This is a genomic window from Streptacidiphilus carbonis (assembly GCF_000787775.1).
In the GTDB taxonomy this organism is placed as follows: Bacteria; Actinomycetota; Actinomycetes; order Streptomycetales; family Streptomycetaceae; genus Streptacidiphilus; species Streptacidiphilus carbonis.
The window spans coordinates 12672-34025 of sequence record NZ_BBPM01000011.1; the positions used below are offsets into that span (position 1 = coordinate 12672).

A 21354-nucleotide genomic window follows, 5' to 3' on the forward strand; every position below is an offset into this window, starting at 1 on the left:
AACGACCACTGACAAGTCCGGCCGTCGCTGCCCAGGCGGTAGCGCTGCTACTGCTGTTCGACCTCCAGCACCTCGGCCGGCAGCAGCGACACCAGCTCCAGCAGTGCGTCCGTCATGCCCGCCGCCGTGGGCAGGTCGTGCCACTGCTTGCTCCAGGCCACGGCGCGGTCCCCGCTCAGCCGTACGCCCATGTCGTACTGCTGGAGCAGCTCGGTGACCCGGGCCGTGGGGACCGCCTCGGCGCCCGCGGGCAGCACGAACTGCTGCCGGAGCCGGAAGTCCGCCATGGGCAGCGTGGTCCGGTCGAAACCGAGCGAGGCCACGGTGTAATGCGTGCCGGTGCGGTTGCGCTGGTTGCTGCGGGTGCTGACCCGGAACGCCTGGGCCCGGGCGGACAGCTCGGGACGTCCGTCCACCGCCGCCGGGCCGACCAGCGCCCAGCTCACCGGCGGCTCCAGGCGTTCGGGCACCAGGGCGAGCACCCCGGCGTCGACGCCGTTCCCCAGAGCGCTGTAGCTCCAGCCCGGCCGCCGGTCCAGCACCGTACGCGCCCCGGCGTCCAGACGCCGTTTGCCCAGCGGAATCCCGACCGCCAGCCCGAGCATCGGGAGGCCGATGACAACCAGCAGAATCCACGCAGTCGTACTCAAGGGACCTTCACCGCTCCGTTCGCCCCGTTGTCCTGGCTGCCCGGCGAGCCCGCAGCCGGGGTGGCGGTGGCGGCGCCGTTGAGCGCTCCGCCCTCGCCGTAGGTCCGCCCGTTTCGGGTGATATTGAACCAGTTCTGCTCGCCGAGCGGATCCTTCTCATGCGCTCCCGCCGTCTCCGTCCTGTGCTGCACCTGCCCGGCGCCGATGCCGCCGGTGATGCCGCTGACCACGGAGTCGTGGATGTTGTCGCCGGTGCTCTTGCCGTCCATGGCGTCGTCGAAGGACTGCCCCGCCGCGCTGGTCAGGCCGCCGGAGAGGACCTGTCCGCTGATCCGCCGGCCCGGGGTGAGCGCGGCGGCGGCCTCGCCCTCGCGTCCGTCGAAGAGCTTGCCGAAGCCGTCCAGGGCGGCGGATATCCGGCTCGGCGCCGCATGCGCGCCGTCGCCGACCAGCGCCGTGGCGCCCCTGCCCAGCCCGTTCAGGCCGAGGCCGGCCCCGGAGGCGGCGAAGCCGGCGAAGGCCGAGTCCTTGGCGTCGTCGAGGACGCTCTGACTGCGGCTGCCGTTCATCATGTCGGTGACCTCGGTGCCCATGAAGTTCATTGCGGTGTTCTTCACGCCGTTGACCAGGAACTCTGTCATCAGCTTCACCGCGCGGCCCATCTCCTTGGCCGCCTCGATCAGCTTCTCGATCGCCTCGACGCCCTTCTGGACCAGCTTGATGAAGCGGTCCACCAGCTTGACGATGCGCAGCGCCCGCGCCCCCGAGGCGGCGGCGCTCACCGCGTCGGAGATGCCCGCGGTGACAAAGGTCAGCAGTGCCCCGGCCAGCTCCATCTCGGCGATCTCCAGGGCGATCTCGACGATCTCCTCGATGATCGCCTCGGCCTGGGTGGCGAAGGTGTCCAGTTCGGTGGCGATCTGGTCGAAGTTGCCCGCGCTGGTGCTGAAGGCCTGGTACTGCTGCTTCCAGTGGGCGTTGAATGCGTCCGCGGCCGCTCCGGTCCAGGTCCGGTCGACCACTCCGGCCGCGGCGGTGTTCAGCTGGGAGCCGGTGGTGCGCAGGGTTCCGGCCATGCTCCGCCACTGCGAGGCGAGATGGCGCAGGGTGTTCGGGTCGCCGCCGGGCCAGGGGATGTCCAGCAGCTCCAGGACCTTGGCGACCTTTCCGGCGATCGCGCTGTTGACGCCCATATCAGCCGGCTACCCCCTTGAACAGGGCGGAGTTGTGCGCGTCGACCGCGTGGTAGGCGGTCTGGCTGCTGGTCAGGCCGGTGGCGTCGGAGCGCAGCAGCGCCTCCAGCTGCCCCAGCCCGGTGATGGTGTGCTGGGTCAGTTCCAGATACTTGCCGGCGATCCCGTCGCACACCCCCAGCAGGCCGAATGCCTGGCCGACGTCCGCGATGCCGCCCGCGAAGGCGGCGGTGGCGGTGGCGAGTTCGTCCGCGGACACGGTGAAGTCGCCGGACAGGCCGGCCAATGAGTCCGGATGGACCTGGAAATGGTCGCTCATGGTGCTGATCTCCCCGTTTGGCTTCGGCCCTGGGGCCGCCCTACTGCCAGGAGCAGCCTGCCATGCGCATACCGACGCTTTGCAACTGGCCCTGGATCATCACCGGATCACCACCGGATCAGGCGGGCTCGCCGTACCAGCGCCAATTGGTGCGGCGGGGGAGTCCGGGCAGTGCCGCGCGCCCGGTGCACCAGAGCAGGGCGGGCCAGGGGTCGGTGTCCGCCGGGGCGTCGGGGAACAGCCGGGTGAGGACGCGGGCGCAGAGGTCGGCGGGCGGGGCCCAGGGCAGGTCCAGGCCCTGCGCCAGGTCGTAGGTGTGCACCAGGGTCTCCACGATGCCCATCGCGGCGAAGCCCTCGGGGTCGGCGTTCCCGAATCCGTGGTGGGCGCGGACGGTGCCGGGCGTGGTCCGCACCATGGCGACCAGCAGTGCCCCGCTCGCCTCCAGCACCTGCAGCAGACCGTCCGGCCCGGCCGCACGGTTCGCGAAGACGACGTTGGCCGGCCCGCCCACCCGCCTCCGTTCCCAGAGGAACGGCACCTCCCCGTCCAGCGGCGGCGTGCGGGGCCCGAGTTGGGCCGCGTAGGCGAACAGGTCGTCGGCCAGGTGCTCGACCGTCTCCCAGCAGGTCCACTCCAGCGATCCCGCGTTCGCGTCCCAGGCGTCGGCCGGCACCCCGCGCAGGGTGTCCACGGCGAGGTGCACGGAGGACTCGAGATCGTCCGCGGTCACATGATCAGTCAGCGAAGCCATGGTCAGGACCGTACCGCCTGACGGCCCGCCGGTACGCGCAGCCGCCGCTCGCGGGACACCCGGTCGGGTGGCGCGAGCGGCGGCTGTGCGAGGGCGTGCGGTCAGGCCCTGGCGTCGGCCTGGACCGGCGCGTCCTCGTCGGCCTCGGCCCGGGCCTCGGCCTTGAGCTCGGCCGCGGTCTCGCTGAGGATCGCGGCGGCGACCGGGGCGGTGGCCATCGGGCGGCTGTGGCGGGTGAGGCCGAAGAGGGCTACCGCGATGGTGAGCAGCAGGGCGCCGGCGGCCAGGACGAAGCTGGTGGTGAACTGGCTCTCGGCGGGCAGCGGGGGAACGCCGGCCGGCAGGCCGGCGATCAGCTTGGAGGCCAGCAGCGAGGTGACCACGGCGGAGGCGATCGAGCTGCCGACGGAGCGGGAGATGGAATTGATGCCGTTGGCGATCCCGGTCTGCTCGACCGGAACGCTGGCCGCGATCAGGGCCGGCATGGAGGCGTAGCCGAAGGCGATGGCGATGCCGGCGAGGATGCCGGCGATGATCACGTTCGGGGTGGAGCCGTGGCCCCAGGCGAGCCAGGCGAAGCCGGCCACGCCGACCAGGGAGCCGATGGCGAGGGTGTAGCGGGCGCCGACGCGGCGGACCAGGATGCCGCCGACCGGCGCGGCGACCAGCGAGACCAGGGTGCTGGGCAGCAGGTACTCGGTGGAGGCGCGGAGCACCGAGGCGGTGAAGCCGTACCCGGCCAGCTGTGCGGGCATCTGCACCAGATAGGAGACGCCGATGAACATGGCGAAGGAGGCGAAGCCGACGAACAGCCCGGCGACATTGGTGAAGGCGACCTGGCGGTGGGCGAACATCCGCATGTCCACCAGCGGGTTGGCGACCTTGCGCTCGACCAGCACCCAGACCGCCGCCATCACCACGGCGCCGACGAAGCAGCCGATGATCCGGCCGGAGGACCAGCCCCAGGTGTGGCCCTGGGAGATGCCCAGCAGCAGCAGGACCAGGAAGACGGCGAGGGTGCTCGCGCCCAGGAAGTCGATCCGGCCGCCGGTGCGCACGCCGCCGTCCGGGACCAGGAAGGCCACCGCGATCAGGGCCAGCGCGGAGACGCCGGTGGAGAACCAGAACACCGAGTGGTAGTCGGGGTGGACGCCCTGGGTGAGCAGCCCGGTGACCACCAGGGAGAGCCCGCTGCCGAACGCCAGGGTGCTGCTGACCAGCGCCATCGCACCGTGCAGCTTCTCCCGCGGCACCTCGTCGCGGATGATCGACAGCGCCAGCGGGAAGATCGCGGTGGCCGAGCCCTGGAGCACCCGCGCCACGATCAGCAGCGCCAGCGAGGTGGTGGCCGCGGCCAGCACCGAGCCGATGACCATGACCACCAGCACGGCGAGCAGGGTGCGCTTCTTGCCGAACTGGTCGCCGACCCGGCCCAGCAGCGGGGTGAACACGGCGGCCGAGAGCAGCGTGGCGGTGGTGACCCAGCTGACGCCCGCGGCGCCGGCGTGCAGGTCGGTGCCGAGCAGCGTGAGGATCGGGATGACCTGGGTCTGCGCCATGGCGACGACCACCGCCGCGAGCCCGAGCGCGGCGATCAGCGGGGTGCTGCCGCGCCGCGCGGACGCCGGCGCTTGGGCGGTTGAGGAGGAGACGGCATGGCTCATGGTGGTCAGCGGTCCTTCGGAAGGTTCAGGTACTGGATGCTTGAGTTCATCAAGCAATAAAGGGGACCTTAGGCCCTGATGCTTTAGGTAGTCAAGTTAAAAGGTTCAGGATGGAAAGTGTTCACATGGCGAAGCACCTGTCCTAGGGTGAGGCCCATGCGACCCCTGGATCTGCGCATCGCCCGCTCCATGCGCGACCTGCTGGAGCCCTACCACCTGGCCGTGGTCTTCGCGCCGAAGGCGCTCTCGGTCTTCCACGCGGCCGGCCTGGACCGACCGTGGAGCCCCTACTACGCCGGACGCGTCGCACCCTTCGGCGATGTCGGCACCGCCGTGGTGGACGCGGTCTTCTACCACTTCGAGCCCGCCCTGACGGCGCTGGAGCTGTCCTGCGTCCGCGGGTCCGGCCTCGGCGCCGAGAAGCTGCTCGCCCTGCGCCTGGAGGCCGTGGACGCGGGGCTGCGGGAGGCCCTCGGTCCGGAACTGCTCGCCTCGCCGGAGCTGGCCGAGGCGGCGGAGCTGGCCGTGGAGGCCGCCGCCGTCTGCGCCGCGGCGCCGTACGGGCGGCCGCTCGGCGCGGCCAACGCGGTGCTGCCGGTGCCGGACCAGCCGCACCTGGCGCTCTGGCAGGCCGCGACCACCCTGCGGGAGTGGCGCGGGGACGGCCACAACGTCGCCCTGCTCGCTGCCGGACTCGACGCGGTCGAGGCACTGACCAGCATCGTCGCCACCGGCGCGGAACGCCGCCGCAGCCTGCAGCCCCGACGAGGGTGGGACGACGCGGCTTGGGCGGCCGGGATCGCCCGCCTGGCCGCGCGCGGACTGCTCACCGCGGACGGTGAACTGACCGCGGCGGGTGGGGAACTGCGTGAGCAGGTGGAATCCATGACGGACCGTCTGGCCACGGCGCCGTGGCTGGCACTCGGCCCCGAGCGGTGCCACCGTCTCCACGAGTTGGCGGCGCCGTTGAGCACGAGGGTCGCCGAAGGCATGGGGTTGCGGATGCCGACCGGGGAGTTTCCGGAGGCCTGAGCCCGGGTGCGCCGTTGTGCACGGCTGGTCGCGCAGTTCCCCGCGCCCCTGGGGGCTGCAACTGAACCACTGTGGCCAGGTTGCACCTACCAGGGGCGCGGGGAACTGCGCGACCAGCCAGCTCCGGTCCGCAGTCGAAAACCGACGTGCACTGCCCTACTGCTCCGGCGCGCGGCCAGCCCCCCGGCTGAGAACCGCGCCGATCTCCCCGTGCACCCTGCGGTCCATCGCCAACGCGAACTCCACGTCGACCACCGTCCGGGCCACCGGCCGCAGTCGGGCCAGGGTGTCGGCGAGGCGGGCCGTCTCCTCGGTGGTCAGCCGTGCGCCGAGCTTGCCCAGGAGCTGCTTGTCGACGAGGTCGACGAAGAGGTCGGCGAGGGCGTCCGCGCTCGCGCGGACCCCGTGCGCCGCCTCCAGGACCGCGCTCAGCGGTATCCCCTCGGCGACCAGTTCGGCGGACGCGTCCAGCAGTCTGCGGCTGATGTGCCGGACGGCGTCCCCCTCCACGGTCAGATAGCCGAGCGCGGCGGCCTCGGCCAGCGCCGCCGCGTCGACCTGGCCCGAGTAGGTCCGGTCCAGCTCCCGCACGGTCATCGGCACCGGGGTCTCCTCCGACCACGGCGCCGCTATCGCCGCCTCCAGGCCCAGCAGTTCGGCCATGTCGCGACCGCTCTCCCAGGCCGCGAGCAGCTCGGCGATCCCGCCGAGGGTGTGCCCGCGCTCCAGCAGGTCGCCGATGATCCGCAGCCGGGCCAGGTGCTCGTCGGAGTACCAGGCGATCCGGCCCTCCCGCCGCGGCGGCGGCAGCAACCGCTTCTCCCGGTAGAAGCGCAGCGTACGGACCGGGATGCCGGCCTCCCTGGCCAGGTCCTCGGTGCGGAACTCACGATGCGGATGCGCGTGCGGGTGTGCCGGGCTGTCGCTCACCTGGACGAGCCTAGTGGCACCGGTTCGGGTGCCGGTTACGGGTGTGAAGCAGTCCAGTGCAGCACAAGCGGAACGCCTCCGCTGAACTTTCGCCGTAATTCAGGTAATCGGGCGAACACGGCGAGTAGCGTCCCCGGCGCCCGGTGCAGCGGTTCGCCGTACCGGCGTACGCCCACGACGCAGGGACAGGGAGCCGCCATGACCGCCATGGGAGACATGGGGAGTATGTCCGAGCTCGGCTACGGCTGGCTCACCCCGATCCTGTCCTACGCCATGGCCGTGCTCGGCTCGGCGCTGGGCCTGCGCTGCACGGTCCGCGCGGTGCAGGCCGACGGCCGGGCCAAACGCAACTGGCTGCTGACCGCGGCCGCGGCGATCGGCTCGGGGATCTGGACCATGCACTTCGTCGCGATGCTCGGCTTCTCGGTCGCCGGCTCGGACATCCGCTACGACGTCCCGATCACCGTCCTCAGCCTGCTGGTGGCGGTGTTCTTCGTCGGCCTGGGCGTCTTCGCCGTCGGCTACGGCCGGCACCGCGGCCGCTCGCTGCTGGTCGGCGGGCTCACCACCGGACTCGGCGTGGCCGCCATGCACTACCTGGGCATGTACGCGCTGCGGCTGCACGGCAGCGTCGGCTACCGGCCCACGACGGTCGCGGTGTCCGTGCTGATCGCGGTGGTCGCCGCGACGGCCGCGCTGTGGGCCGGGCTGAACGTCCACGGCCGGGTCGCGGCCGGTGCGGCGGCGCTGATCATGGGCGTCGCCGTCACCTCCATGCACTACACAGGGATGGCCGCGGTCACCGTCGTGGTCCGGCCCGGTCAGGGGACGCTGCCCGGCGCGACGGTGATGGAGTTCGTCTTCCCGCTGGTGGTGGGCCTGGGCTCGTTCCTCTTCCTGACCGCGGCCTTCGTCGCGCTGTCGCCCACGGCCCAGGAGCGGGCGGCCGCGGCCGGCGCCGAACAGCTGCGGGCGGCAGCGCCGACGCACTGAGCGCCCAAGCACTGAGGGAATGTCAGCAGACCAGTCGATGAAGCGGAATGAGGATCGAATGCGCCGACCACGGGGGGCTGCCCCGGTCACCGACGCGGGACCGGACCGTGCAGCGCGTCCCCGCCCCGCCCACGCCGGCCCCCCGGCCGCCGACGAGGAGCCGCTGCCGCCGCGGAACCCGCCCCGGACGGCCCCGACGCCGCTCCGCTCCCCGGCACCGGCCCGGACCGACGACCCGTTCCGCTCCCTGGCGCCCAGATCCGTACGGGCCCGGGTGATCTGCCTGCTGATGGTCCCGGTGGTCTCGCTGATCGCGCTGTGGGGCTTCGCCACTGTCACCACGGCGCAGAACGTCGACGCGCTGGTGCGGTTGAAGCATGTGGACGCGACCCTGCTCACCCCGGTCGCCGCGACCGTCGGCGCGCTCCAGGGCGAGCGCACCGCGGCCGCCGTCTACGCCGCCGCCCCCGATCCGGCGCGCGCCTCCGCCTTCGCGACCGCGTCCGCCGCCACCGACCGGACCATGTCCGTGCTGGACGGCGACCTGCAGGTCGGGGCCGCCGACAACGCCGGCCTCAGCGCCGCGCTGCCGTCCCGGCTGGACGCCCTGGGCACGGCCACCGACGGGCTCACCGCGCTGCGGCACCAGGTAACCGGCCGCTCCGCCGACTGGCAGTCCGTCGTCTCCGGTTACGGCACGGTGATCGACGCCGCCTTCGGTGTCGACGGCGCGCTCACCGAGGTGCAGCAGCAGGCCGTGCAGAGCACCGCGGCCGCCTCGGACGCCCGCGTGCTGCTGGAACTCGCCAGGGCCGACGACCTGCTGGCCCGCGAGGACACCGCCGAGCAGGCCGCCCAGGCCGCCGGTCGGATGAGCCAGCAGCAGTACCAGGAGTTCACCGGCGCGCTCTACGCCCGGCGGGGACTGGTCGCCGGCGCGGTCGACGATCTGCGCCCGGCCGACCAGGACGCCTATACGGCGGTGCTGAACGGCAGTCAGGCCAAGGCCCTGGCGCAGCTGGAGGCCGTGGTCAAGGCGGAGGGGCCCGGCACCGGGCCGGTGCGTCAGATTCCCGCGGACAGCTGGACCGGTACGGCCCACGCCGTCCAGGCCCAGCTCGCGGCCTTCGGCACGGCGGCGGGCGCGGCGGCCACCGCCGGCGCCAACCCGTACTCCGCAGGCTTCCTGAGCAAGAACGGCGCCGCCATGCTGTTCGGTCTGCTCGCGGTGATCGTCTCGCTGGTGGTGTCGGTGCGGATCGGACGCGACCTGGTGCAGGAGCTGGTCGGGCTGCGCAACTCCGCGCTGGACCTGGCCCTGCGCCGACTGCCGGACGCGCTGGCCAGGCTGCGGGCCGGCGGCGACGTGGACGTGGAGACCGAGGCGCCGCAGGTCCGGGCCGGCAGCGACGAGCTGGCCCAGGTCAGCGAGGCGCTCGGGACGGTCCACCGGGCCGCGCTGCGGGCCGCCGTCGAGCGGGCCGGGGTGGCCAGGGTGCTGGTCAACCTGGCCCGGCGCAGCCAGGTCCTGGTGCACCGTCAACTCTCGTTGCTGGACGGGATGGAGCGGGCCACCGACGACCCGGCCGAGTTGGAGGGGCTGTTCCGGCTGGACCACCTCACCACCCAGATGCGGCGGCACGCCGAGGGCGTGATCATCCTCTCCGGCGCCGTCCCCGGACGGGCCTGGCGCAGGGCCGTCCCGCTCCTGGACGTGGTGCGCTCCGCGGTCGCCGAGGTCGAGGACTTCGCCCGGGTGGAGGTGCGGGACCTGCCCGGCGCCTCGGTGGCCGGCAAGGCCGTGGCCGACCTCACCCACCTGGTGGCCGAGCTGGTGGAGAACGCCACCAGCTTCTCGCCCCCGCACACCAAGGTGGTGGTCAGCGGCGAGCAGGTCGGCACCGGCTATGTGCTGGAGGTCGAGGACCGCGGCCTGGGCATGGGCCGGGACGCGGTCTCCGAGGCCAACCGCAGGATCGCCGACGCCCGGCAGGCGGACCTGTTCGACACCGACCAGTTCGGCCTGTTCGTGATCAGCCGGCTGGCGAAGCGCCACGACATCCAGGTCTCGCTGCGGACCTCCGCGTACGGGGGGACCACGGCGGTGGTGCTGCTCCCGAACGCGCTGCTGGAGGAGCCCGGTCAGAACCGCCGCGGGCGGGCCGAGCCGTCGGCTCGCGAGCGGGCCGAGGCGACCGGGGCGGGTGGCGCCCACGGGCGGAGCGGCCGCTTCGCTCCGGCCGGAGCGGATCCGGCCGACGGGGAGACGGCCGAAGCGGTGTCAGCCGGCGTGGGTGCGGCGGGTGCCCGCCCGGGCGGCAGGGGCGGCGGCGGTACAGGCGCGGGCGGTACAGGTCGGGTCGGCCTGGCGCCCGACGGCGCTGGGCCGGGCGGTCGCGGTCCGGGCCGGGCGGTCCCAGGCGTCCCGACGCCGATGCCGGTGCGGAAACTGGCCCCGGAGCCGGAACCCGCCGCCGAGCCGGAGCCGTCGCGGCCGACTGACGGCGGCCGTCGCGACCGTACGCCACCGGCAGCCGTGTCCGACCGCACCGGGACCGCCCCCGCCGCGGCGGGACCCGCTGCCGGGGAGGACGAACTGCCGCACCGGGTCCGGCAGGCCAGCCTGGCCACCCAGCTGCGCGAGGCCCCGAAGGACCGTCAGGACCGGGGCGGCGCCCCGGCCGGCGGTACGGCCCGCAGCCCGGAGGGCGCCCGCGCCACCATGACCGCCCTGGCCGAGGGCTGGGCCAGGGGCCGCAACTCCCCGGGCCAGCAGCAAGGCACGCCGCCCCGGCGCCATCTGAGAATCCAGCAGGAGAGCGAGACAGCCGATGCCCGTGACGATGAACTACTCCGGTGAGCTCAACTGGCTCCTGGACGAGCTGGTGTCCCGGGTCGGCCAGATCCGGCACGCGGTGGTGCTCTCCGGGGACGGCCTGGCCCTCGGCGTCTCGGCCGGGATGACCAGGGAGGACGGCGAGCACCTGGCGGCCGTCGCCTCGGGCTTCCACAGCCTGGCGAAGGGGGCCGGACGGCACTTCGAGGCCGGCGGCGTGCACCAGACGATGATCGAGTTCGACAGCGGCTTCCTCTTCGTCGTCGCCGCCGGATCCGGCACCTGTCTGGCGGTCTTCAGCGGGGCCGACGCCGACATCGGCCTGGTCGCCTATGAGATGGCCCGGATGGTGCGCCGGGTCGGCGAGCATCTGCACACCCCGCCGCGCTCGGGTCCCGACGCGGCCGACGACCCCGCAGCGGGCTGACCGGGAACGGTAACGCGACATGGACGACTATCCGTTCCCGCCGCAGGGGTGGGAACAGGCACCGGACTGGGACCCGCCGTACGGGTGGGAGCAGCGGGAGCCGGTCGAGCACGGCGACGACAGCCGCTGGTACGACGACGCCGCCGGGCCCGTGGTCCGCCCCTACGCCCTCACCCGGGGGCGGACCAGGACCGCCGGGGAGCCGTTCGACCTGATCGCACTGATCACCGCCGACCCCACCCATCCGGTGCACGAGGGTGCGGGGCCCTGGGGCCCGGTGCCGGGTCTCGGCCCCGAGTCGGCCGCCGCCCTGGAGCTGTGCCGGCGCCGGACCCAGTCCGTCGCCGAGATCGCCGCCGAGTTCGACCTGCCCGTTGGTGTCGTCCGGGTCTTCCTCGGCGACCTGCTGGACGCGGGACTGATCCGCGTCAGCCGTCCGGTTTCTCCCGCCATGCTCCCCGACGAGCGCATCCTGCGAGAAGTGATCAATGGCCTCCGTGCACTCTGACCCCCCTGCCGACGACCGGGCCCCGGACGGCGCCGACGCGCAGGACCGCGGCAACGCGCAGGACAGCCACAACGCGCAGCACCGCGATCCCGCCGTCCCGGTACGACGCGCCCCCGGCACCGTCGACGGCGGTGATCCGCCGCTCGCCCTGAAGATCCTGGTGGCGGGTGGATTCGGGGTCGGCAAGACCACACTGGTCGGCTCGGTCAGCGAGATCCGCCCGCTGCGCACCGAGGAGCGGCTGACCGAGGCAGGCCGCGGCGTGGACGACACCGGGGGAGTGGAGCAGAAGACCACGACCACCGTGGCCATGGACTTCGGCCGGATCACCATCCGCGACGGCCTGTCGCTGTACCTCTTCGGCACCCCGGGACAGGACCGCTTCTGGTTCCTCTGGGACGAGTTGGCCCTCGGGGCGCTCGGCGCGGTGGTGCTCGCCGACACCCGCCGGCTGGAGGACTGCTTCCCCTCGGTGGACTACTTCGAGCGCCGGGACATCCCGTTCGTGGTCGCCGTCAACTGCTTCCAGGGCTCCCGTCAGCACCCGGGGGAGCGGGTGGCCCGGGCGCTGGACCTGGACCCGGGGACCCCGGTGGTGCTGTGCGACGCCAGGGAGCGGGAGTCCGGGAAGCGGGTGCTGGTGGAACTGGTGGAACACGCCAGCCGGCTGCACACGGCCAGAATGCTGGCTTGATCGTCCGTCAGATCTGACACGAAAATGAGTGCTTGAACCCGGGCCCAGTCAGGGGTTCAGGTGGCTTCGATGGGGTCGAAGCGGACGGTCAGTCCGAGGCTGTTGGCTTCCTTGGTCATGCGGCGTATGGCTCGTTGGGGGTCGCGGCGGGTGTAGTAGTCGGCGCCGAGTTCGCGGTAGGGGGCGTGGTCGTGCAGGACGTGCCAGATGGCGATGACCAGCTTGTGCATGACGGCGACCAGGGCCCGCTTGCCGCCGCGGCGGGCGGCGATCCGACGGAAGAACACCGCCAGGTAGGAGTCTTTGTTGCGGATGGCGGCCATCGCGGCGATTCCGAGCAGCCGCTTGAGGTTGGTGTTGCCGTGTCGGGTGGTGCCCGACCGGTTCACACCGGCCGATTCGTTCTGTCCGGGGCAGACGCCGACCCATGAGGCAAGGTTGTGGGCGGTGGCGAACTGGGCCATGTCCCCGCCGGTCTCGGCGATGATGATCTCGGCTGCGAGCCGGCCGATCCCGGGGATGGTGTCCAGGAGGTCCAGGTCCCGCTCCAGACCGGCCAGTAGTTCGGCGACCCGCGCGTCGAACGTGGCGACAACGTTGTTGAGGTGGTCGACCGCGTCGAGGTAGTGACGGACCATGAACGCGTGGTGTGCGGTGAAGTTCCCGTCCAGCGCCCCGACGAGGTCCGCGATCCGGGCACGGGCGCGACCGACGGCCAGATCGGCCAGGCGCTCGGGATCCCGCTCCCCGTTGACCAGCGCCACCAGGATGGCGCGCCCGGAGGCCCCGACGATATTGGACAGCACCGCACTGAGCTTGAAACCGGTGTCCTCCAGCTCCTTCTCCAGCCGCTGGACCTCCTGGCCCGCGGCCCGCGTGATCTCGGTGCGCCGGCGGGTGAGGTCGCGCAGTTCCCGGATGGCCTGGGGCGGCACGAAGGAGCCCATCACCATCCCGGACGCACCGGCCCGGGCCAGGAACGCGGCATCGTTCGGATCGGTCTTGCGCCCCCGGATCCCCTTGAGATGGGCGGGGTTGACCAGCATCAGGTTCAGCTGCGGCTGCAGCAGGTAGTACACGGCCCGCCAGTAATCCGACGTCGCCTCCATGACCACGACCTCGACCTGGCGCTCCAGCAGCCAGGCCAGCAGCCTGCGCAGCTCGGCCTGGGTGGTCCCGAACTGCTCCGTCTCCAGGCTCCAACTGCCCGACCGCTTCGGGTTGGGCGTGCGGGCGCACGCGACCAGGAACCGCTTGCCCAGGTCTACTCCCGCTGACCGCAGGTAGATGACCTCGTCCTTCACATCCTGCCGGACCATGCCCCACTCCCCGCCACGCGTCGTTCCCGGTGTGTGCAGGGCGCCCCGGAGAGGTCAAGGGAAGGTGCGGAATCTGACACGCGTGCTCCGGGCAGCGGACCGCTGCCGTGGCGACAAACCGTGGTCCCCTTGGTCAACCTCCATGGCCATCCTGAGTAACGAGCTCACAGGCATCGCAGATTGATCGGCTGGCCGGGACGCCCCGCCCCATTTTCTCTGACCCGAGGTGATCAGCGCAGCGACTCTGGCGTTCCTGAGTACCCGTACTCATGCCGGGCGCCGGGCGCCGGCGGCATCCTGACGGCATGACCACTCCCGTCAGACGCAGCACCACCGCCGCCTACCACGCGCAGGCGGTCATCTCGTTCGCGATCTCGGTCCTCGCCATGGGCGTGGGGATCGCCTATCTGTCGGCCGACGCCTGGATCCGCGCGTTCCTGGCGCTGGGCCTGCTCTATGTCGTCACCTCCGCCTTCACCCTGGCCAAGGTCATCCGTGACCGGCAGGACGAGGTCCAGGTCGTCTCCCGGGTCGACCAGGCCCGGCTGGACAAGCTGCTCGCCGAGCACGACCCCTTCCGGGTCGACACGCCCTGAACGCCGACATGTCGACACACCCTGCTGCCCGGGGCGTTGCTCTCAGAGCTTCTCGTGCCGCTGCAGCCAGACGAAGGCCAGCCAGCCGGGGAGCACCGGCAGCCACAGCGTGAGCAGCCGGTAGAGCAGCACGGCCACCAGGGCGTCGTGGTAGGGGAGCCCCGCGGTCTGGGCGACCGCCCCGGCGAGTACCACCTCCACCCCGCCGATCCCGCCCGGCGTGGGGACGGTCGAGCCGAGTGCGCCGCCGACCAGGTTGGCCAGGGCGACGGCGGCGAAGCCGGGATCCCTGCCGAGCGCCAGCAGGCAGCAGTAGAGGCAGCCGGCCGCGGCGAGCGAGACCAGGAGCTGGCCGGCGACCCCGACGGCCAGCTTCCCGGGTTGGTGCAGCAGCTCGCGCAGCCGCGGCAGCACACCCTCCAGCAGCGGCCTGACCAGGCCGGTCAGCCGGCGCCGCAGCCGCGGCACCCCGACCGCGACCAGTGCCACCAGGGCGACGGCGGCCACCACGCCGATCACGGTGTCGGTCACCAGCGGGGAGGTCTGCGTCGAGGGCCGGTAGCGCACGCTGGCCAGATAGCCGAACACCCCGGTCAGCATCAGGTGCAGCACCAGGCCGACCGCCTGGGAGACGCCGATGCTGGACAGCGCCTGCCCCGGCGGGATCCCGACCCGTTGCAGGAAGCGGGTGCTGATCGCCAGCCCGCCCACGCCGCCGGGGGTGACCACATTGGCGAACCCGCCGGCCACCTGGAGCAGGAAGCTCCGCACCGGATCGAGTCGCTCGGGGACGAAGCCGATGTAGCTCATGGTGGCGGCCACCAGGCCGCCGACGGCGCAGAGCAGTGCCAGCGCGAGCCACTCCGGGCGGGCCCGGGCCAGCGAGGCCAGCGGGTTGTTGTTGGGGCTGGTGAGCTGGAGGACCAGCAGATAGCCGGCGCCGGCCCCGGCGAAGAGCGCCAGCAGCGCCCGGATCCGCCGCCGCGGCCGGCGCGGCGGGGTGGATTCGGGGGACTGCTGCCGCACCGCTTCCGTCATCCGAAAAGCCCCCAGTGGATCGGCGCACTTATCGGTTACCCGTCCGGGGCACTGCGCCAACCCCGGGCGGCTACCGGGTCTTGCCGGCCCCGTCGTCGGCCGCCTCGGCGCGGGCGGCGCGGCGGGCGGCCTTCTCGGCGTTCTCCTTCTCGTCCTCGGCCTCGGCGACCTCGGGGGTCGGCGCGGTGCCGCCGAGGTCGGCCGGCAGCCACCAGCGGTCCTCGGGGCCGCCGGGGGCGTCCGGGTAGCCGGTCTGGGCTCGGTCGAGCAGCTCGGTCATGGCGGCGCGCAGCCGCCGGGTGACCATCACCGGCTTGTCCTCGGGGGCGAGCACGATCGGCTCGCCGATGATGATGGTGATCGGGGTGTGACGGCGGGTCAGCGTCTTGGGACGGCCCTTGGTCCACAACCGCTGGGTGCCCCAGAGGGCGACGGGCAGCAGCGGCACGCCCGCGTCGGCGGCCATCCGGGCCGCGCCGGTCTTGAACTTCTTCAGCTTGAAGGAGCGGCTGATGGTCGCCTCGGGGAAGACCCCGACCACCTCGCCCGCCTTCAGCGCCTTCACCGCGGCCTCGTAGGCGGGTTGGCCGTCGAGCCGGTCCACCGGGATGTGCTTCATGCCGCGCATCAGCGGCCCGGAGATCCTGTGCCGGAAGACTTCGTCCTTGGCCATGAAGCGGGTCTTGCGCTTGCCGGCCTTCAGCGCGCCCCATCCGGCGAAGATGAAGTCGAGGTAGCTGACGTGGTTGCTGACCAGGACGGCCCCGCCGGTCCGCGGCACATTCTCCGCCCCGATGATGTCGATCTTGAGGTCGAGCGCCCGGAACAGAGTGAGCGCGGCCCCGATGATCGGCGGGTACACGAGATCAGCCACGGTTTGTCCTACTTCCCAAGGGCTGGCGCCCGGTCCGACAGTATGTCGATGTATCGTCCCCTGCCCGACAGCACCGTGTCACTCCGGGGAGCACCAGCACTTGAGGAGACGGCGGTCACACCGCCGCCTTCCAGCCTACGTTCTGCGGCCCTACTGGCCGGTACCGCTCCCACCTGCGCCGACGGTTCGCAGCCGGTCCTGTCCGCGGCGCAGCATCAGGTAGCCCTCGCAGCCGAGGCAGTAGCCGAAGGCGGCGTTGAGGAAGGCGGCGGCCAGCGCGCAGCCGGTGGCGGCCAGGCCCAGCCAGGTGGTGCCGGACAGGTAGCCGACCGTTCCGATCAGGGCGAACACCAGCCCGACCGCCTGGGCGAAGCGCGGTGGGGCGGCGTCTTCCAGCTCGGCCGGCGGTCCGAGGCGGGGGCGGACGAAGGTACGGAACAGCCATCCGTACGGCGAGCGGCCGAGCCCGGCCAGCGCGCCCAGGGCGAAGACCACCGCCTGTGCGGCCAGCAGCCAGCCGCTGCCGGTGATCAGGACGGCGGCGAGGACCACGGTGGTGATCCAGGCGGCGAAACGGGGGCCGCGCGGATCGATGCGGCCGGGCGGCGGTGCGGGGGTGGGCATGGCGGACTCCAAGGGGACGATGCCAAAGGGAGGTTGGGTACGGTGCCGGCGGTCGCGGCAATCGCGAGGTGCGAGGTGCGCGGTGCGAGGTGCGAGGCGCGGGGCGCGGGGCCTCGCGGGGGTCAGCGACAGCGCGAGGCGGCGGCCCGGCACAGGTCGATGACCAGGCGCCGGGTGAGGCCTGCGGCCTCGTTCCGTCCGTTGGGGTCCATGCTTCGAGATGCTACGCGCACTTCGGGGCGGTGAGCAGGCATCCTTGGGGGCATGACAGGACTGGTGGTGTGCTTGGCGGTGCTGGCGCTCTCGGGCGCCTTCGGGCTGCTGCGCATGCGTGGGCGGGGAAGGCTGCGGATGCGGGGCAGTGACGACGGGGTGCGGCTGGACGCCGTGGAGCTCGGCGCGGAACTGGGCGAGCGGGCGACGCTGGTGCAGTTCTCCTCGGCCTTCTGCCAGCCGTGCCGGGCCACCAAGCGGGTGCTCGGCGAGGTGGCCGGGATGGTCGACGGCGTGGCGCACATCGAGATCGACGCCGAGTCCCGGCTGGAACTGGTGCGGCAGCTGGGCATCCTGAGCACCCCGACGGTGCTGGTCCTGGACGCGGACGGCGCGCTGGTCCGGCGCGCTGTCGGCCAGCCGCGCCGGGCGGACGTGATCGCGGCGCTGGGCGAGGCCGTGGCCTGAGAACCGCTGCCTGAAGGCCTCGTCCACCGGTCAATAGGTGCAAGGTCACAGTGACTCCGCGTTGCGGTGCGCCACCGCATGGTCTTGCGTGGGGGACTATAGGGCAACGGCGCTGCACCACTGAGCCAGGGCGTAAGCTACTGACGGGTAGCAAGAACACGGCTACCTGTGTTTATCCTTCCGGAGGTTCCGGCGCCCAGGGAACAGATGCCGGACGTGACCAGTACCAGTACAGGAGACAGGCCGTGAGCTTGAGGATCGTTGTCTGTGTGAAGTACGTGCCCGATGCGACCGGCGACCGTCGCTTCGCCGACGACAACACGACCGACCGGGATTCCGTCGACGGGCTCCTTTCGGAGCTGGACGAGTACGGCGTGGAGCAGGCGCTGAAGATCGCGGAGGCCTCCGGCGACGCCGAGGTCACCGTGCTCACCGTCGGCCCGGACGACGCCAAGGACGCGCTGCGCAAGGCGCTGTCCATGGGCGCCGACAAGGCCGTCCACGTCAACGACGACGACATCCACGGCACCGATGTCATCGGCACCTCGGCGATCCTCGCCAAGGCGATCGAGAAGACCGGCTTCGACCTGGTGGTCTGCGGCATGGCCTCGACCGACGGCACCATGGGCGTCATCCCCGCGCTGCTCTCCGAGCGCCTGGGCGTCCCGCAGGTCACCCTGCTCTCCGAGGTCGGCGTCGAGGGCGGCACGGTCAAGGGCCGCCGCGACGGCGACGCCGCCACCGAGCTGCTGGAGGCCTCCCTCCCGGCCGTGGTCTCGGTCACCGACCAGTCCGGCGAGGCCCGCTACCCGTCCTTCAAGGGCATCATGGCCGCCAAGAAGAAGCCGGTGGAGTCCCTGGACCTGGACGACCTGGGCATCGAGGCGGACGAGGTCGGCCTGGCCGGCGCCTGGACCGCGGTCGACAGCGCGACGGCCCGTCCGGCCCGCACCGCCGGCACGATCGTCAAGGACGAGGGCGAGGGCGGCAAGCAGCTCGCCGAGTTCCTGGCTTCGCAGAAGTTCATCTAGAGCCCAGCGCTCTGTCCCGCATCCCTTGACATTGAATTCTCTGGAGAGCTGAGCAATGGGTGAAGTCCTCGTCCTCGTCGACCATGTGGACGGTGCCGTCCGCAAGCCGACCCTCGAACTGCTGACGCTGGCCCGCCGTATCGGCGAGCCCTCGGCCGTCCTCCTCGGCGCCGGCCCGGCCGCCGCCGACCTCGCCGCCAAGCTGGGCGAGTACGGCGCCGCGAAGGTGTACACCGCCGACGCCGCCGAGTTCGCCGACTACCTGGTCGTCCCGAAGGTGGACGCGCTGGAGCAGATCGCCAAGGCCGCGGGCGAGCCCGCCGCCGTGCTGGTCACCTCGTCCGGTGAGGGCAAGGAGATCGCGGCCCGGCTGGCGCTGCGCCTCGGCTCCGGCGTGATCACCGACGCGGTGGACCTCAACGCCGGCGACAGCGGCCCGGTCGCCACCCAGTCGGCGTTCGCCGCCTCCTTCACCACCACCTCGCGGGTCTCCCGCGGGGTGCCGGTGATCACCGTCAAGCCCAACGCGACCAGCCCCGAGGCGGCCGCGGCCGCGGGCGCGGTCGAGGCCGTCACGGTCACCTTCGGCGCGGGCGCGACCGGCACCAAGGTCACCTCCCGCACCCCGCGGGTCTCCACGGGCCGCCCGGAGCTGACGGAGGCCGCGATCGTGGTCTCCGGCGGTCGCGGCGTCGGCGCGGCCGAAGGGTTCGGCGTGGTCGAGGAGCTGGCCGACGCGCTGGGCGCGGCGGTGGGCGCGAGCCGCGCGGCCGTGGACGCCGGGTGGTACCCGCACAGCAACCAGGTCGGCCAGACCGGCAAGCAGGTGTCGCCGCAGCTGTACATCGCCAACGGGATCTCCGGCGCGATCCAGCACCGCGCCGGGATGCAGACCTCGAAGACGATCGTCGCCGTCAACAAGGACGCCGAGGCGCCGATCTTCGAGCTGGCGGACTACGGCGTGGTCGGTGACCTGTTCAACGTGGTGCCGCAGTTGACCGCTGAGGTCAAGTCCCGCAAGGGCTAGTCTTTGGGTCTTCAGGGGCGCGGGGCTCTGCTTGATCAACTGCGCGCGCTGCCGGCCGGCTACGTGCGCAGGGGGCTGGTCGCGCAGTTCCCAGCGCCCCTGTGGGGGTCTACGGAGGTGGGCAAGGTGCTGCTCAAGGCGCTTGACGGTCGGTACCGCGACAGCGGAGATGCGCTGGTCGTGGACGGGGTTGCGCTTTCGCGGGAGCAACTGCTCGGGGCAGCGGGGGCTGTCGCCTCGCGGATCGCCGGGGCGCCCGCGCTGGCGGTGCTGGCGCGGCCCACCGTCGAGACGGTGATCGCCACGGTGGCCGGACTGCTGGCCGGCGTCCCGGTGGTGCCGGTGCCGCCGGACGCCGGGCCGAAGGAGCGGGAGCACATCCTGCGGGACTCCGGTGCGCCGCTGCTCGCCGTCGCCGCGGCCGACCGGGGCGTCGAGGCGTACGGTGCGCGGGTGCTGACGGTGGATCCGGCCGAGCGGAGCGCCTTCGCGGGCGAACCCGGCGGCGCTGCCGCCTTCATCCTCTACACCTCCGGCACCACCGGGGCGCCCAAGGGCGTCCTCATCAGCCGGAGTGCCGTCGCCGCCGGGCTGGACGCGCTGGCCGGGGCGTGGGCCTGGACCGCCGAGGACACCCTGGTGCACGGGCTGCCGCTGTTCCATGTGCACGGGCTGATCCTCGGCGTGCTCGGTCCGCTGCGCACCGGGGGACGACTGGTGCACACCGGCCGGCCCACCGCCGCCGCCTACGCCGCGGCCGGCGGGTCGCTCTACTTCGGGGTGCCCACGGTGTGGTCGCGGGTCGCCGCCGACGGGGCCGCGGCCGAGGAGTTGGCCGGGGCGCGGCTGCTGGTGTCGGGCAGCGCGCCGCTGCCGGTCACCGTGTTCGAGCGGTTGCGCGAGCTCAGCGGGCATGCCCCGGTCGAGCGCTACGGCATGACGGAGACGCTGATCACCCTGAGCACCCGGGCCGACGGCGAGCGCCGTCCCGGCAGTGTCGGGCTGCCGCTGGCCGGGGTCCGCACCCGGCTGGTCGGCGAGGACGGCGGACCGGTCCCGCACGACGGCGAGACCCTGGGCGAGCTGCAGGTCAGCGGACCGATGCTGAGCGCCGGCTATCTGGGCCGGCCGGACGCCGACGCGGAGTGCCGTACCGCCGACGGCTGGTTCCGTACCGGTGACGTCGCGGTGATCGGGGCCGACGGCTTCCACCGGATCGTGGGCCGGGCCTCGGTCGACCTGATCAAGAGCGGGGGCTTCCGGATCGGCGCGGGCGAGGTCGAGGCCGCGCTGCGGGACCACCCGGCCGTCGCCGACGCCGCGGTGGTGGGGGCTCCCGATCCCGACCTGGGACAGGTCGTCGTCGCCTATGTGATCCCGGCCGGCCCGGTGACGGGGGATCAGCTGACGGCTTTCGTCGCCGAGCGGTTGTCCGTGCACAAGCGGCCGCGACGGGTGGTCCTGGTGGACGACCTGCCGAGGAACGCGATGGGCAAGGTGCTCAAGGCCGAGCTGGCCTGACACCGGGCTCGGCTGAACTGGACAAACGCCGTTGCGTCCGCAGAGACTTCCCGGCATGGACGAGATGGTGGCAGCCGTCGACATCGGCGGAACGAAGGTCGCAGGCGCTCTGGTGGACCGAGGCGGGCGGATGCTCGCGCAGTGCCAGCGGCCGACCCCCGCCAAGGAGGACGCGGCGCGGGTCCTGGGCGCGGTCAACGAGGTGCTCGACGAGCTGTCCGCCGCCCCCGAGTGGCCCGCGGTGCGCTGCGTGGGCATCGGCAGCGCCGGACCGGTGGACGCGCCCAAGGGTGCGGTCAGCCCCGTCAACATCCCGGCCTGGCGCGGCTTTCCGCTGGTGGACGCGGTGCGTGAGCACCTCGGCGGGGACCTGCCGGTGGTGCTCACCGGAGACGGCCCGGCGATGACCGCCGCCGAGCACTGGCAGGGTGCGGCCCGCGGCTTCCGCAACGCGCTGTGCATGGTGGTCTCGACCGGTGTCGGCGGCGGCCTGGTCCTGGACGGTGCCCTCTACCCCGGACCCAGCGGGAACGCCGGGCACATCGGCCACATCAGCGTCGACCTGGACGGGGATCCCTGCCCCTGCGGCTCGCGCGGCTGCGTGGAGATCATCGCCTCGGGCACGTCCATCGCGCGGCGCGCG

General features: G+C 72.6%; 22 protein-coding genes. 12 read left to right on the plus strand and 10 right to left on the minus strand.

Going from position 1 to position 21354, the window contains the following annotated elements:
- Positions 1 to 47 precede the first annotated feature (47 nt).
- The 5 genes from TR46_RS10815 to TR46_RS10835 all read right to left on the minus strand — a co-directional run bounded on the left by TR46_RS10815 (position 48) and on the right by TR46_RS10835 (position 4580).
- The gene (locus TR46_RS10815) at positions 48 to 650 is read right to left on the minus strand and encodes a hypothetical protein (protein WP_152626408.1); all 603 of its coding nucleotides are present in this window, start codon (positions 648 to 650) and stop codon (positions 48 to 50) included.
- A complete protein-coding gene (locus tag TR46_RS37815) occupies positions 647 to 1843 on the minus strand; it encodes a WXG100 family type VII secretion target (RefSeq protein ID WP_052432702.1) in 1197 nt (398 codons plus the stop codon). Before TR46_RS37815 ends, TR46_RS10815 begins: the two co-directional genes overlap by 4 nt.
- Before the next feature lies 1 nt (position 1844).
- Entirely contained in the window at positions 1845 to 2162 is a 318-nt protein-coding gene (locus TR46_RS10825) for a type VII secretion target (protein ID WP_042397606.1), read from the minus strand.
- A 118-nt stretch (positions 2163 to 2280) separates the two neighbouring features.
- On the minus strand, positions 2281 to 2916 hold the full coding sequence (locus tag TR46_RS10830; protein WP_042397609.1) for a maleylpyruvate isomerase N-terminal domain-containing protein: 636 nt from the start codon (positions 2914 to 2916) through the stop codon (positions 2281 to 2283).
- Positions 2917 to 3017: 101 nt separating this feature from the next.
- Entirely contained in the window at positions 3018 to 4580 is a 1563-nt protein-coding gene (locus TR46_RS10835; protein ID WP_042397612.1) for an MFS transporter, read from the minus strand.
- 156 nt (positions 4581 to 4736) lie between these two features.
- On the opposite strand from TR46_RS10835, the gene TR46_RS10840 reads away from it, so the two are divergent.
- On the plus strand, positions 4737 to 5612 hold the full coding sequence (locus TR46_RS10840; RefSeq protein WP_042397615.1) for an SCO6745 family protein: 876 nt from the start codon (positions 4737 to 4739) through the stop codon (positions 5610 to 5612).
- Between the two features lie 156 nt (positions 5613 to 5768).
- Here the strand turns inward: TR46_RS10840 and TR46_RS10845 are convergent, their stop codons facing one another.
- Positions 5769 to 6542: a MerR family transcriptional regulator gene (locus TR46_RS10845; protein WP_042397618.1), complete on the minus strand. Its 774-nt coding sequence runs from the start codon at positions 6540 to 6542 to the stop codon at positions 5769 to 5771.
- A gap of 216 nt (positions 6543 to 6758) precedes the next feature.
- Between TR46_RS10845 and TR46_RS10850 the strand changes: the two genes are divergently transcribed.
- The 5 genes from TR46_RS10850 (at position 6759) to TR46_RS10870 (ending at position 12000) form a co-directional block, all read left to right on the plus strand.
- Positions 6759 to 7535: an MHYT domain-containing protein gene (locus tag TR46_RS10850; protein WP_042397997.1), complete on the plus strand. Its 777-nt coding sequence runs from the start codon at positions 6759 to 6761 to the stop codon at positions 7533 to 7535.
- Between the two features lie 58 nt (positions 7536 to 7593).
- On the plus strand, positions 7594 to 10395 hold the full coding sequence (locus TR46_RS10855) for a sensor histidine kinase (RefSeq protein WP_052432703.1): 2802 nt from the start codon (positions 7594 to 7596) through the stop codon (positions 10393 to 10395).
- Positions 10367 to 10798 (plus strand): roadblock/LC7 domain-containing protein, encoded by a 432-nt coding sequence (locus TR46_RS10860; RefSeq protein ID WP_042397621.1) that lies wholly within the window; start codon positions 10367 to 10369, stop codon positions 10796 to 10798. Before TR46_RS10855 ends, TR46_RS10860 begins: the two co-directional genes overlap by 29 nt.
- Before the next feature lie 19 nt (positions 10799 to 10817).
- Complete coding sequence (locus tag TR46_RS10865; RefSeq protein ID WP_084718266.1) at positions 10818 to 11306, plus strand: DUF742 domain-containing protein; 489 nt, start codon at positions 10818 to 10820, stop codon at positions 11304 to 11306.
- Between the two features lie 148 nt (positions 11307 to 11454).
- Positions 11455 to 12000: a GTP-binding protein gene (locus tag TR46_RS10870; protein ID WP_042398007.1), complete on the plus strand. Its 546-nt coding sequence runs from the start codon at positions 11455 to 11457 to the stop codon at positions 11998 to 12000.
- Between the two features lie 56 nt (positions 12001 to 12056).
- On the opposite strand, the gene TR46_RS10875 is transcribed toward TR46_RS10870, so the two are convergent.
- Positions 12057 to 13319, minus strand: a complete 1263-nt coding sequence (locus TR46_RS10875; protein WP_042397625.1) for an IS110 family RNA-guided transposase — start codon at positions 13317 to 13319, stop codon at positions 12057 to 12059.
- A 305-nt stretch (positions 13320 to 13624) separates the two neighbouring features.
- On the opposite strand from TR46_RS10875, the gene TR46_RS10880 reads away from it, so the two are divergent.
- Complete coding sequence (locus TR46_RS10880) at positions 13625 to 13915, plus strand: YiaA/YiaB family inner membrane protein (RefSeq protein ID WP_042398010.1); 291 nt, start codon at positions 13625 to 13627, stop codon at positions 13913 to 13915.
- A gap of 42 nt (positions 13916 to 13957) precedes the next feature.
- On the opposite strand, the gene TR46_RS10885 is transcribed toward TR46_RS10880, so the two are convergent.
- The 3 genes from TR46_RS10885 to TR46_RS10895 form a co-directional block, all read right to left on the minus strand.
- Entirely contained in the window at positions 13958 to 14953 is a 996-nt protein-coding gene (locus TR46_RS10885; RefSeq protein ID WP_084718270.1) for a lysylphosphatidylglycerol synthase transmembrane domain-containing protein, read from the minus strand.
- Between the two features lie 70 nt (positions 14954 to 15023).
- Entirely contained in the window at positions 15024 to 15827 is an 804-nt protein-coding gene (locus TR46_RS10890; RefSeq protein WP_042397627.1) for a lysophospholipid acyltransferase family protein, read from the minus strand.
- A 150-nt stretch (positions 15828 to 15977) separates the two neighbouring features.
- Positions 15978 to 16451: a DUF4395 domain-containing protein gene (locus TR46_RS10895; RefSeq protein ID WP_042397630.1), complete on the minus strand. Its 474-nt coding sequence runs from the start codon at positions 16449 to 16451 to the stop codon at positions 15978 to 15980.
- Positions 16452 to 16715: 264 nt separating this feature from the next.
- On the opposite strand from TR46_RS10895, the gene TR46_RS10900 reads away from it, so the two are divergent.
- From TR46_RS10900 to TR46_RS44145, 5 genes are all read left to right on the plus strand, one after another.
- On the plus strand, positions 16716 to 17132 hold the full coding sequence (locus TR46_RS10900; RefSeq protein ID WP_042397633.1) for a TlpA family protein disulfide reductase: 417 nt from the start codon (positions 16716 to 16718) through the stop codon (positions 17130 to 17132).
- Between the two features lie 245 nt (positions 17133 to 17377).
- Positions 17378 to 18163 (plus strand): electron transfer flavoprotein subunit beta/FixA family protein, encoded by a 786-nt coding sequence (locus tag TR46_RS10905; protein ID WP_063770568.1) that lies wholly within the window; start codon positions 17378 to 17380, stop codon positions 18161 to 18163.
- Between the two features lie 55 nt (positions 18164 to 18218).
- Positions 18219 to 19190 carry an electron transfer flavoprotein subunit alpha/FixB family protein gene (locus TR46_RS10910; protein WP_042397650.1) on the plus strand — a complete coding sequence of 324 codons (972 nt, stop codon included), beginning with the start codon at positions 18219 to 18221 and terminating at the stop codon, positions 19188 to 19190.
- A 117-nt stretch (positions 19191 to 19307) separates the two neighbouring features.
- A complete protein-coding gene (locus TR46_RS10915; protein ID WP_236655295.1) occupies positions 19308 to 20711 on the plus strand; it encodes an AMP-binding protein in 1404 nt (467 codons plus the stop codon).
- 55 nt (positions 20712 to 20766) lie between these two features.
- A partial coding sequence (locus TR46_RS44145; RefSeq protein WP_042397653.1) for an ROK family protein occupies positions 20767 to 21354 on the plus strand: 588 nt, incomplete at its 3' end.

Coding starts and splice junctions, on each gene's coding strand:
- TR46_RS37815 (WP_052432702.1), bottom strand. CDS start 1,843: ATGGGCGTCAACAGCGCGATCGCCGGAAAGGTCGCCAAGGTCCTGGAG.
- TR46_RS10825 (WP_042397606.1), bottom strand. CDS start 2,162: ATGAGCGACCATTTCCAGGTCCATCCGGACTCATTGGCCGGCCTGTCC.
- TR46_RS10830 (WP_042397609.1), bottom strand. CDS start 2,916: ATGGCTTCGCTGACTGATCATGTGACCGCGGACGATCTCGAGTCCTCC.
- TR46_RS10835 (WP_042397612.1), bottom strand. CDS start 4,580: ATGAGCCATGCCGTCTCCTCCTCAACCGCCCAAGCGCCGGCGTCCGCG.
- TR46_RS10840 (WP_042397615.1), top strand. CDS start 4,737: ATGCGACCCCTGGATCTGCGCATCGCCCGCTCCATGCGCGACCTGCTG.
- TR46_RS10850 (WP_042397997.1), top strand. CDS start 6,759: ATGGGGAGTATGTCCGAGCTCGGCTACGGCTGGCTCACCCCGATCCTG.
- TR46_RS10855 (WP_052432703.1), top strand. CDS start 7,594: ATGCGCCGACCACGGGGGGCTGCCCCGGTCACCGACGCGGGACCGGAC.
- TR46_RS10860 (WP_042397621.1), top strand. CDS start 10,367: ATGCCCGTGACGATGAACTACTCCGGTGAGCTCAACTGGCTCCTGGAC.
- TR46_RS10865 (WP_084718266.1), top strand. CDS start 10,818: ATGGACGACTATCCGTTCCCGCCGCAGGGGTGGGAACAGGCACCGGAC.
- TR46_RS10875 (WP_042397625.1), bottom strand. CDS start 13,319: ATGGTCCGGCAGGATGTGAAGGACGAGGTCATCTACCTGCGGTCAGCG.
- TR46_RS10880 (WP_042398010.1), top strand. CDS start 13,625: ATGACCACTCCCGTCAGACGCAGCACCACCGCCGCCTACCACGCGCAG.
- TR46_RS10885 (WP_084718270.1), bottom strand. CDS start 14,953: ATGACGGAAGCGGTGCGGCAGCAGTCCCCCGAATCCACCCCGCCGCGC.
- TR46_RS10895 (WP_042397630.1), bottom strand. CDS start 16,451: ATGCCCACCCCCGCACCGCCGCCCGGCCGCATCGATCCGCGCGGCCCC.
- TR46_RS10900 (WP_042397633.1), top strand. CDS start 16,716: ATGACAGGACTGGTGGTGTGCTTGGCGGTGCTGGCGCTCTCGGGCGCC.
- TR46_RS10910 (WP_042397650.1), top strand. CDS start 18,219: ATGGGTGAAGTCCTCGTCCTCGTCGACCATGTGGACGGTGCCGTCCGC.